This window comes from Xanthobacter autotrophicus ATCC 700552 (genome assembly GCF_043194565.1).
Taxonomy (GTDB): domain Bacteria; phylum Pseudomonadota; class Alphaproteobacteria; order Rhizobiales; family Xanthobacteraceae; genus Xanthobacter; species Xanthobacter autotrophicus_F.
In genome coordinates this window covers 94,744-105,127 of record NZ_JBAFVS010000007.1, presented here as the reverse complement: position 1 = coordinate 105,127, position 10,384 = coordinate 94,744, and the positions used below count along the sequence as shown (strand labels likewise).

Genomic DNA, 10,384 nt, shown 5'->3' with positions numbered 1-10,384 from the left:
CGGCCTCACAGTGGGGGCCTCAAATGGGGGTCGACTGGAAGACGAATGAGCCCTCGGGAAATTTAGGGGTCGTGCTCGGCGCAGGGCGATCGGTGCCGGCGCGCGCATCGGCGGTGATCTGCCCGTTCTCCATGTGCACGATGCGGTCGCCGCAATCGAAATAGCGGTCGTCGTGGGAGATCACGAGCACGGTCTTGCCGAGCGCCTTCAGCTCCGGCAGCAGTTCGCGGTAGAACACGCCCTTGAAGGCAGGGTCCTGGTCCGCGGCCCATTCGTCGAACACCAGGAATGACCGGTCCTCCAGCACGGCGGCGACAAGGGCGAGGCGCTTGCGCTGGCCGGTGGAGAGGTCACGGGTGGAGAAATGCCCGTCCTCCACGCTCACCTTGTGGGTCAGGGCGAGGCGGGAAATCAACCGGTTGGCGCGGGCGTCGAGGTCCGGCGCGCCGGACAGACCCACCAGGCTCTCGAACAGGTGGAAGTCGCCGAACACGGCCGAGAACAGGGCGCGCTGCGCGCTCCGGCTGGTGTCGTCCACCGTTGCGCCATTGAGCCGCACCGTGCCCCCCTCCGGCGCGTAGAGGCCGGTGATCAGCTTGGCGAGGGTGGTCTTGCCGGAGCCGTTGCCGCCCACCAGGAACACGATCTCCCCCGGCGCGAAGGCGATATCCACGGGGCCGAGGCGGAACATCTCCGCGGTCCGCTCGTCCCAATAGGCGTGGGTGACGGCCTCAAGGGCGAGGCCGTCGAACGGCCCTGCAGGGGTTGCCGCCGCGTCGGCGGTGGCGAGGGCGGCTTCGGTGTCGGCAAGGCGCTGGCCGGCGACCCGGGCCAGCGCCAGCCGCGGCAGGTCCTCCATCACGGCGGCCAGCGGCCCGATGAGAAACAGCAGCACCACCGCATAGCCGGTGGCCACCGTTCCGCCGCCGGTGAACACGAACAGCACGAGGCCGATGAAGCCGAACACGATCAGGCTGCCCCAGGCGGAGCCGAGGGCCAGCAGGGTGATGCCGTGGGTGCGCGCCCGCCGCACGCTTTCGATGGCCGCGCCGAGATGACGGGTGCGGAAATCCTCGGCCTTGGCGCGGTTGAGCTTCAGTTCCTTGGTGCCGAGGACCAGGGCCGAGAGATGGGCAAACAGCGTATCCTGTCGCCCGCCAGCGTGCTCAAGGTGATGCCGCGCCCGCCCCGCCACCAGCATGTAGCCGGCAACGCCCAGCCCCATCATCCCCGCCGCGCCGAGGAACAGCGGGGTGGAAAGCCAGGCCAGATAGCCAAGGCACCCCGAGATGGCGACGGCATTGGTGAACAGCACCGGCAGCCGCACCACCACGGTGGCGAGGGTGAAAACGTCGTCGGTGATGAGGGCCTGCAGGCGCGCCGGCCCCACCTGCTCCACCGCGCGCAAAGGCGCGGCTTCCACCCGCTCTGCGATGCGCGACCTCAGGCGGGCCAGCACCTCCTGCCCGAGCCGGCCGAACAGGATGCCCGATGCCGTCTGCAACGCCACGGTCACGGCCGCGACCGCCGCGAAGGCGAGCCCGAGGATCGCAAGGTCGGACCCGTCCGGCGCCAGCGCCAGGTTGATGAGGATGATGAGGGCGACGGCTGAGACGCCGCTCAGGAGGCTGGTGGCCACGGCGGCGGAGAACTCCACCGGGTTCTGCCCGAACACGAAGGCCAGAAGCGAGAAGCCGTTCTCCTGCGGGGGCCGTGATGCGGCGGTGTCCGCGGCGACGGGCGCGGGTGACGGGCCCATTTGTGTTCGGCTCCCTTGGTAGCTCTGGAGCGCGATCCGGGCAAATTGAATCAATTTGCGCGGTGAATCGCCCACCAAACTTAAAGTCTGCAGCCCGGACGCGACCGGACCTGAAGCTACAGACGCTCGGGGAGCGCAGAAATTTAGGGGCGTCGGGCGCGCGCGGCCGGATCGCCGGACAAGTTGCGAGATGTTCCTAAATCGGTGCCCGGCGCATTCGTCTTAACTCCCGGAACCCGATCGACCGACCGGAGGGACAGGACGCCATGGCCGCTGGAGAGATCGTCGTCGACCATCGCGAGGGCGAAGGCATCGTGGCCCGGCGGAGGGACGGCTCGCACCTTGCCCTTGTACCTGATGCCGCGACGGGCGGCTTTGTCCTGTCGGATGTCAGCGCGGTGGATGGCGCAGCGGCCTTCAGCCTGCTGCTGCGCGCGCTGGAGCAGGCGACCGCCATGCGGGCGTCGCCGGGGCCACTGCCTGTTTCGGGGCTGGATGCAGGCAAGGGCGCGAGCAAGGGCGACTTTGCAGGAGTCCTGCGGGCGCGGCTGCTCGCCGAAGGGCTTGCGGCGGTGGGAGGCGCAGGGCTCGATGTGTTCCCGGAGGCGCTCTGGCAGCAGGCCGAGCTGTGGCTGCCGCAGGCGCGGGCGCCGTTCGCGCAGCGCTTCGCCCTCACCCAGGGGCGGCGTCACCCGGTACGCCCGCCCAAGCCGGAAGGCGTTGTCTACACGCGCTTTATTCCCTGGCTCGGCGCCCGCTTCGAGCTGCGCACGGTGGATGTAGCCGCGGACCTTGCGCGCTTCAACCGCTGGATGAACGATCCGCGGGTCGCCGAGATCTGGGACGAGGCCGGCGACCTTGCCAAGCATCGCGCCTATCTCGAAGGGCTCAAGGCCGATCCCCACATGCTGCCGCTCATGGGGGCGGTGGATGGGGTTCCGTTCGCCTATTTCGAGGTCTACTGGGCCAGGGAAAACCGCATCGCCCCCTTCTACGATGCCGGCGATCACGATCGCGGCTGGCACGTCCTGGTGGGGGAGGATGCTTTCCGCGGGCGGGCTTACGTGGCCACATGGCTGCCTTCCCTCATGCACTACATCTTCCTCGACGATCCGCGCACCCAGCGCATCGTCGGCGAGCCGCGGGCCGATCACCACCAGCAGCTGCGCAACCTGGAGCGCTCTGGCTTTGCGCGGGTGAGCACGTTCGATTTCCCGCACAAGCGGGCGGCCCTGGTGATGCTGCTGCGCGAGCGCTTCTTCGGCGACCGCCTGTTCGTGCCCGACGGCGCCCTGCCGGTTCCGCCGCCCCGTCCCGGCCCCGCCCCGGCAAGAGAGGCGGCACCGATCCGCGCCCTGACCGAGGCGTGACAGCCGTTTGCGCCCCCTCGGCGGGACACGGTTTTTTAAAATTCGCATCAGGAAACGCATCAGGAATTGCACCATGACCCATAGCGAGAGCCGCCCATTGCCCGCCGCCCTGCGTTCCGCCGGACCGAGATCCGAAGGCGAGGATTGGATCTACGACCTCGTCGGCGTGGGCTTCGGCCCGTCCAACCTCGCCATCGCCATTGCGCTTGCCGGGGTGGGGGAGGCCGGGCTTTCAACCCATTTCATCGAGAAGCAGCAGAGCTTTGTCTGGCACGGCGGCATGCTGCTGCCGGGCAGCGACATGCAGATTTCCTTCCTCAAGGATCTGGCGCTGCCGCGTGATCCCTCCAGCCCCTTCACCTTTCTCGCCTATCTGCACGAGAAGGGCCGGCTGATGGACTTCATCAACCAGAAGACGTTTTTCCCCAGCCGCCTGGAATTCAACGACTATCTCGGCTGGGCCGCGCGCCGGTTCGACCCGTGCGTGAGCTACGGCGAGCAGGTGGTGGCGCTGGAGCCGGAGGTGTCCGGCGGCGCGGTGGAGGTGGTGCGGGTGATCGCGCGGGGAGCAGACGGGCGCACCCAGGTGCGGCGCGCCCGCAATGTGGCGCTCGCCACCGGCGGCACCCCGCGCGTGCCCGAGCTGTTCGCGCCGTTCCGGAACGTCCCGCGCATCTTCCATTCGGCCGCTTACCTCTCGAACATCGACAGCTTCGCGTTCGACCTCCACCCGGCGCCGCGCATCGCGGTGGTGGGCGCCGGGCAGAGCGCGGCGGAAATCTTCCTCGACCTTTCCGCCCGCTTTCCCCACGGCCATGTGGACATGATCGTGCGCGGGCACGCCCTGCGCCCCTCCGACGATACGCCCTTCGTGAACGAGATTTTCAACCCCGACTTCACCGACTTCATCTTCCACCAGAGCGAGCCGCGGCGGCGGGCGCTGATCGCCGACTTCAAGAGCACGAACTATTCGGTGGTGGACTCAGATCTCATCGCCCGCATCTACAGCCTGCTCTACCAGCAGAAGGTGAGCGGCGAGGAGCGCCACCTGGTGCGGCGGCTCACCCAGGTGACGCGGGTGGCGGAGGCGGACGGCGCCATCGTGCTGGACCTCTCCATCGGCCCCGATGGCACCGAGGGCCGGGCCTTCTACGACGCCGTGGTGCTGGCCACCGGCTATGCCCGCGACAGCGGTCGGGCGCTGCTCGGCGGGCTGGAGCCTTATGTCACCGTCGGCGCCGTGGGGCGCGACTACCGGCTCGCCACCGCCCCCGAGTTCCGGCCGGCGGTGTTCATCCAGGGCACCAACGAAAGCACCCACGGCCTCAGCGACACTTTGCTCTCGGTGCTTGCCAGCCGGGGCCAGGAGATTGCCGAGGCGGTGCTGGCCGCCCGTTCGGCCGCGGCGGTGGCGCCGGTGCGGCGCCAGCTGGGACGGGTGTAGGGCGCTTTCGGGCCGCCGGCGGCTTCAATCCGGTTCGGCGCGCCGCCAGAACCGGCGCCACGCCCGGGGGGAGAGGCAAGCCGGCGAGAACCCGGCCGCGCCGCAGCAGGCCGCCAAGAAGGGATTTTGCGAGGCGACCGGTCAGCGACGCACGGCGTTGGCGCGGCGCCACTGGTAGGGGGTGTCGCCGGCGAAGCGGCGGAAGACCGTGGTGAAATGGGCCTGGGTCTGGAACCCCGCCGCAAGGGCGATCTGCACCAGGGGATCGCGGGTGTCGCGCAGCAGGTCCTGTGCCCGTTCGATGCGCCGCTTCAACAGAAACTGGTGCGGCCGCAGGCCGGTGGCGTGGCGGAACTGGGCGGCGAAATGCATCCGGCTGAGGCCCGCAGCCTCGGCCATCTCCGTCAAGGTCACCGGCTCGGCAAGATGGGCCTCGATGAAGGCCGTCACACGCTTCAGCCGCCAGGCCACGAGACCGGACTTGATCCGTGGCGTCGGCCGCGCCGGGGCTCCGTCCGGGGGAGCTTGTGCCGGCAGCGGCTGCCCATCGTCGAGCACGCCCAGCGTTCCTTGCCCCGGCGTTCCTTGATCGTGCATCCGTGCCATGACGGCCAGGCGCAGCGCGTCGGCGTAGAGGCAGGCGAAGGCATCGCCGGAGCGCTCGGCCGCCTCCAGCGCCAGCGACAGGTGCCGGACCACCGGGTCGGTCGCGACGGCGGCGCCGCGCGGTCCGGTCAAGGCCCCCGAGCGGGCCACCGCAAAGGGGATGGTCTCGGCCGGAACGGTCACGCCGGAGCGATGACGTTCGGCGTGCGCGGCGTTGGTGATGACGGCCGCGGGCAAGGCCTGCTTGGCGCGGGGCGGGAGCGAGCGACCTTCAAGAGACGGCGAGACATGGAAAGACATGATCGGGACCCCATCAGTCTCGGAACTGGACAAGGCTGCGGGCTGTCCTCTTGATGAGGAAAAGGTTCCGCATCCAAATACTTGGAAACTGGATGAGGTGGACCCCGTCTTGCACTCCGGAGGACTTGTCCCGTCGCCGGCTAGAGCACGCGCCGATCAGATTGCATCGTAATCTGATCGGATAACGCGTTCTCTTTCCTTAAGTTTAGAGGGCGGTTCACCGAGCAGATTGCATCAATTTGCTCGGATCGCGCTCTGGCGGTGTTCTCAGAGTATCGATCGGGCGCCGTCACTCCATTCTACATCGGTTTCGCGAGCCATATGATGGGATGGGCCGGGCCATACCTTGGTATGGGACATCGTCCTCCAGGTCTGGCCCGCGCCGGTCGTGTCGTGGCGGGGGCGATGTAAGCAGTCCTGCCGACGCCGTGCGATTGGGACAGGCGTGGACTTTGATACAAGACGCGCCGGGCGCCTTCAGGTAGGTGGGGGCAACGCATCACCTTGCGTGGTGTCTGCAAATCCGCCCAGTATCGAAGCCGCACAGTATCGTATCTGTCGTTTCAATCCACGAAGGCTCCTCATGTCCGCGTCGGGGACCGCCAGCATCCAGGACGGCGCCACCAATCGCTCGCGCGGCTGGCTGGCGCTCGCGGCGCTATGGGCCGCCGCGATCTTCCTGATCGACACCTTTTCGCCGCTCGATATGGCCATCGCCGTGCTCTACGTGGTGGTGGTGCTGTTCGCGGCGAGCTTCGTGGAGAGAGCGGGGCTGCTGATCATCGCCGGCGCGTGCATCGCCCTCACCGTGCTCAGCTTCGTCATCATGCACGCGGACAACTACACCCTCTCTGCCACCATGCGGGGCCTCGTGAGCATCGCCGCCATCACGGTGACGACGCTATTGTCGCTCCGCAACCAGGAGGCGACGCGCTCGCTGCGCGACCAGGCGGCCCTGCTCGACCTGTCCCACGATGCCATCTTCGTGCGCGACACCGCCGATATCATCACCTCCTGGAACCACGGGGCGGAGCAGCTTTACGGCTGGTCGCGCGTCGAGGCGGTGGGGCAAGAGGCGGCGGCGCTGCTGCAGACCCGGTTTCCCGCGCCGCGCGAGCAGATCGTCGCCGAGGTGCTGCGCACCGGACGCTGGGACGGTGAACTCGTCCACATGACGCGGGATGGCCGGTCCGTCACCACCCTGAGCCGCTGGTCGCTCCAGCGCGATGCGCGCGGGCGCCCGATTGCCACCATGGAGACCAACAGCGACATCACCGAACGCAAGCGCGCCGAGAACGAGCTGCACGAGGCCCAGGTGGACCTCGCGCACGTGACGCGTGTGACCACCATGGGCGAATTGACCGCCTCCATCGCCCACGAGGTCAACCAGCCGCTGGCGGCCATCGTCACCAATGGCGAGGCCTGCCTCAGGTGGCTGCGGCGCCCGGTGCCGGACATGGGCGAGGCCGAGGTGTCCGTCGAACGCATGATCGCCAATGCCCGCCGCGCCAGCGAGGTGGTGGCCAGGCTGCGGGCCCTGGCGCGCCGCAGCGAGCCGGTGCATGTGCAGATCGACCTCGGCGAGGTGATCGAGGAGACGGTGATGCTGATCGAGCGGGAGCTGTCCAACCACGGTGTCCGCCTCCACTTGGCCATCGACCCCGCGCTCCCGCCCGTGCTCGGCGACCGGGTCCAGCTGCAGCAGGTGGTCATCAATCTGGCGCTCAACGCCATCCAGGCCATGGACGGCGCGGCCGATGAGCGCCGGCGGTTGCGCATTTCCGCCGCACCCGACGATAACGATGCGCCCGGCGTCGCCATCACCGTCGAGGACGATGGCCCCGGCGTGGATGAGGAGAAGCTTCCGGTGCTGTTCAATCCCTTCTTCTCCACCAAGAAGGACGGCATGGGCCTTGGCCTGTCCATCTCCCGCTCCATCGTGGAGGCCCATGGCGGCCGCATCTTTGCCGCGCGCGGCGACGGCACCGCGATGCGCGGCATGCGCTTCACCCTCGTCCTGCCCCTCGCCAAGGAAAGCGTGTCGTGATCCAGCGTTCGTCGTCCCGTCCCGCGCCGCCGTCCAGTGATCCCGTGGTGATCGTGGTGGATGACGACACGGCCCTGCGCGAGGCGCTGTCGAGCCTGTTCCGCTCCATCGGCCTGGAGGTGGCGCTGTTCGCCTCGGCGGCCGAGTTCCTCGAGGCGAAGCTCCCCGACGTGCCCCGCTGCCTGGTGCTCGACATCCGGCTGCCGGGCGTGAGCGGGCTCGATTTTCAGGCCCAGCTGGCGCGGGCGGGCACCGACATGCCGGTGATCTTCATGACCGGGCACGGGGATATTCCCATGACCGTGCGGGCCATGAAGGCGGGCGCTGTGGATTTCCTCACCAAGCCGTTCCGCGACCAGGACATGCTGGACGCCGTCGCCGCCGCCATCGCGATCGACCGGGCGCGGCGCGACGAGCGCAAGGCCGCCTCCCGCCTCACCACGCTCTACGAGACGCTGAGCCCGCGGGAAAAGCAGGTGATGGCGCTGGTCACCGCCGGCCTCATGAACAAGCAGGTGGCTGCCGAGGTGGGGCTGAGCGAGATCACCGTGAAGATCCATCGCGGTCACGTCATGCGCAAGATGGAGGCGCACTCCCTCGCCGATCTGGTGCGCATGGCCGAGGCGCTGGGCCTCGGCAATGCCAAAGGGTGAGCACGCAAACGTGTGTATGATTCAGATCACAAGGGGGAGGGCGCTATAGTGAGCACCAGTTCCCGCGCAAGCTCGCGCGGGTCGTCCGGTCTCGAGGTAGCCTCAAGTGTCCCTTCTCCCGATGATCACGATCATCGACGACGACGAAGCGGTCCGTGTCGCCACGGAGAGCCTCGTCCGGTCGCTCGGCTTCGGAGCGTCGTCGTTCGCTTCCGCCGAGGATTTCCTGGGCTCGTCCCTGTTGGGCGAGACCGACTGCGTCATCACCGACGTACAGATGCCCGGCATGAGCGGCGTGGAACTGCGCAGCCACCTGCGCGCCCGGGGTGACCTGACCCCGCTCATCTTCATCACGGCCTTTCCGGAGGAGCGCATCCGCCGTCAGGTCGATGCCGCGGGCACCTTCGGCTTTCTCGCCAAGCCCTTCGACGGCAACGTCATGATCGAATGCATCGACCGCGCGCTGCAGGCGAGGTCCGGGCCCGCTCCGGCCTGACGCGCCAGACTACGCCCAGGCGATGCGCTTGCGCGGCCATCCTTCCCTTGAGAAAGGGCCAAGGGGCAACGTCACCGGCTGGCGCCGACCGGCCTGCGCCGGCACGCTGCGGGGGCGGCTGCGTCCGGTCCCGCGCTTTCCGGTCCTGCGGCCCGAAGGTGGCCGCAATTGGCCCTGATCGTCGCCGCGCATGCCGCAGATCGCCCCGCCCTCCCGCCGTCTCTCCCGAAACCCGGTCACCGCCACGCTGCGGACCGTGTTCCGCGTGGTTTGCGGCGTGGTCATCGTGCTCGACGAACTGGTGCGGCCGCTCTACCGCCCGCTCATCCGGCGCATCGCCGCGCTGCACCTCATGCAGGCCTTCGAGGCATGGATCGGGCGGCGCTCGCCCTATGCGGTCCTGGTGCTCATCGGCGTGCCCTATGTGGTGGTCGAGCCGCTGAAATTCCTGGCCCTGATCGGCATCGCCAACGGCCACGGGAGGATGGGGACGCTGGTCTTCCTCCTCGCCAATCTCGTGAGCTTCGTCCTCATCGAGCGTATCTTCACCGCCGGGCGGGGGCAGCTCATGACCCTGCGGCCCATGGCCTGGCTCATCGAGACCGCGGGTGCCGTGCGCGCTTCCGTGGTGGGCTGGCTGCGCCTCGCCGAGCTCAAGGCGCGGCTGCGCGTGCTGGCGCGCTGGGCCCGCCTCCATCTGCGCTGAACAGATGAAACCCGAGTCACAGGCGAAACCCAAGTATGAGCCCGGCACACGATCGGCCGATTCTGGCCCGGGTGCCGGGGCGCTAGGATCCATCTCGTTCCACCGCCTCCAAGCGCTCATGCGGGCGTGACGGAGGATGCTTTGGGCCGCACCGGCCCTGACGCGCGTTTCGATCGGAATGAGAGGATTGCCACCATGACTGCCACCATCGCCAAGGCCCGCCAGGCCGCCCCGCTCCGCACCCCCACCGATCTCGGCCCGGACGCCACCCGCCATATCGCCGCCGCGCTGACGGGGTTGCTCGCGGACACGTTCGCCCTTTACTTGAAGACGAAGAATTTTCACTGGCATATGTCAGGTCCGCACTTCCGCGACTACCACCTGATGCTGGATGAGCAGGGCGAACAGATCTTCTCCACCACCGACGACATCGCCGAGCGGGCCCGCAAGGTGGGCGGCACCACGCTGCGCTCCATCGGCCACATCCAGCGGCTCCAGCGGCTCGCCGACAACGAGGCGGACTATGTCAGCCCGGAAGACATGATCGCCGAGCTGGCCGAAGACAACCGCCGCCTCGTGACCTTCCTGCGGGAGGTCCACAACGTGTGTGACGAATATCACGACGTGGCCACGGCAAGCCTCGTGGAAAACTGGATCGACGAAGCCGAGCGTCGGGCATGGTTCCTCTTCGAAACCACACGCACCCGCTGAGCGATCACCTCACCCGAAAGCCCGCCGGTTCACCCCGGCGGGCTTTTGCGCGTCTGGAACGGTGCTTCCACTGGCATCAACTGATACCAATGGCCCATGAGCTTGACGCGTGGGCCATTGGTCAAGCCCGCGCGGCACTTGAGCGTACCCGCTTGGCATCGGTCAGAGACCGAGGCCGATGGCATGAGAGGCTGCTTGAAGCGTCGTCCGTGGGTGCTCGCCCTGATGGCGCCGTTGCGCGCACGCCGGCAGCCGGCAGGGCTTTGGATGCCTCCTCGGAGGCTGGTCGCGA

At 68.2% G+C, this 10,384-nt stretch carries 9 protein-coding genes; 7 read left to right on the top strand and 2 right to left on the bottom strand.

The genetic code is table 11. From position 1 onward, the window contains the following. Nucleotides 1–19 precede the first annotated feature (19 nt). Nucleotides 20–1,759 carry a cyclic peptide export ABC transporter gene (locus tag V5F48_RS09840; RefSeq protein ID WP_394258535.1) on the bottom strand — a complete coding sequence of 580 codons (1,740 nt, stop codon included), beginning with the start codon at nt 1,757–1,759 and terminating at the stop codon, nt 20–22. Nucleotides 1,760–2,025: 266 nt separating this feature from the next. Here V5F48_RS09840 and V5F48_RS09835 point away from each other — a divergent pair, with 266 nt between their 5' ends. Together V5F48_RS09835 and V5F48_RS09830 are read left to right on the top strand one after the other, a co-directional pair. Beyond that, nucleotides 2,026–3,129, top strand: a complete 1,104-nt coding sequence (locus V5F48_RS09835; protein WP_394258534.1) for a GNAT family N-acetyltransferase — start codon at nt 2,026–2,028, stop codon at nt 3,127–3,129. Nucleotides 3,130–3,202: 73 nt separating this feature from the next. After that, nucleotides 3,203–4,573 carry a lysine N(6)-hydroxylase/L-ornithine N(5)-oxygenase family protein gene (locus V5F48_RS09830; RefSeq protein ID WP_394258533.1) on the top strand — a complete coding sequence of 457 codons (1,371 nt, stop codon included), beginning with the start codon at nt 3,203–3,205 and terminating at the stop codon, nt 4,571–4,573. A 141-nt stretch (nt 4,574–4,714) separates the two neighbouring features. Here the strand turns inward: V5F48_RS09830 and V5F48_RS09825 are convergent, their stop codons facing one another. After that, entirely contained in the window at nt 4,715–5,479 is a 765-nt protein-coding gene (locus tag V5F48_RS09825; RefSeq protein ID WP_394258532.1) for an AraC family transcriptional regulator, read from the bottom strand. Nucleotides 5,480–6,062: 583 nt separating this feature from the next. Here V5F48_RS09825 and V5F48_RS09820 point away from each other — a divergent pair. The 5 genes from V5F48_RS09820 (at nt 6,063) to V5F48_RS09800 (ending at nt 10,092) form a co-directional block, all read left to right on the top strand. Then, nucleotides 6,063–7,526 (top strand): sensor histidine kinase, encoded by a 1,464-nt coding sequence (locus tag V5F48_RS09820; protein WP_394258531.1) that lies wholly within the window; start codon nt 6,063–6,065, stop codon nt 7,524–7,526. Next, the gene (locus tag V5F48_RS09815; RefSeq protein ID WP_394258636.1) at nt 7,526–8,179 is read left to right on the top strand and encodes a response regulator transcription factor; all 654 of its coding nucleotides are present in this window, start codon (nt 7,526–7,528) and stop codon (nt 8,177–8,179) included. The genes V5F48_RS09820 and V5F48_RS09815 overlap by 1 nt, the downstream gene beginning before the upstream one ends. A 121-nt stretch (nt 8,180–8,300) precedes the next feature. Beyond that, the gene (locus V5F48_RS09810) at nt 8,301–8,675 is read left to right on the top strand and encodes a response regulator transcription factor (RefSeq protein WP_394258635.1); all 375 of its coding nucleotides are present in this window, start codon (nt 8,301–8,303) and stop codon (nt 8,673–8,675) included. A gap of 190 nt (nt 8,676–8,865) precedes the next feature. Then, nucleotides 8,866–9,381 (top strand): hypothetical protein, encoded by a 516-nt coding sequence (locus tag V5F48_RS09805; protein WP_394258530.1) that lies wholly within the window; start codon nt 8,866–8,868, stop codon nt 9,379–9,381. A 195-nt stretch (nt 9,382–9,576) separates the two neighbouring features. Continuing rightward, a complete protein-coding gene (locus V5F48_RS09800) occupies nt 9,577–10,092 on the top strand; it encodes a Dps family protein (protein ID WP_394258529.1) in 516 nt (171 codons plus the stop codon). Nucleotides 10,093–10,384: the final 292 nt, after the last annotated feature.

Bases quoted from the DNA above. Each gene is read 5' to 3' on its own strand.
- V5F48_RS09840 (WP_394258535.1), bottom strand. From the start codon at position 1,759: ATGGGCCCGTCACCCGCGCCCGTCGCCGCGGACACCGCCGCATCACGG.
- V5F48_RS09835 (WP_394258534.1), top strand. From the start codon at position 2,026: ATGGCCGCTGGAGAGATCGTCGTCGACCATCGCGAGGGCGAAGGCATC.
- V5F48_RS09830 (WP_394258533.1), top strand. From the start codon at position 3,203: ATGACCCATAGCGAGAGCCGCCCATTGCCCGCCGCCCTGCGTTCCGCC.
- V5F48_RS09825 (WP_394258532.1), bottom strand. From the start codon at position 5,479: ATGTCTTTCCATGTCTCGCCGTCTCTTGAAGGTCGCTCGCTCCCGCCC.
- V5F48_RS09820 (WP_394258531.1), top strand. From the start codon at position 6,063: ATGTCCGCGTCGGGGACCGCCAGCATCCAGGACGGCGCCACCAATCGC.
- V5F48_RS09810 (WP_394258635.1), top strand. From the start codon at position 8,301: ATGATCACGATCATCGACGACGACGAAGCGGTCCGTGTCGCCACGGAG.
- V5F48_RS09805 (WP_394258530.1), top strand. From the start codon at position 8,866: ATGCCGCAGATCGCCCCGCCCTCCCGCCGTCTCTCCCGAAACCCGGTC.
- V5F48_RS09800 (WP_394258529.1), top strand. From the start codon at position 9,577: ATGACTGCCACCATCGCCAAGGCCCGCCAGGCCGCCCCGCTCCGCACC.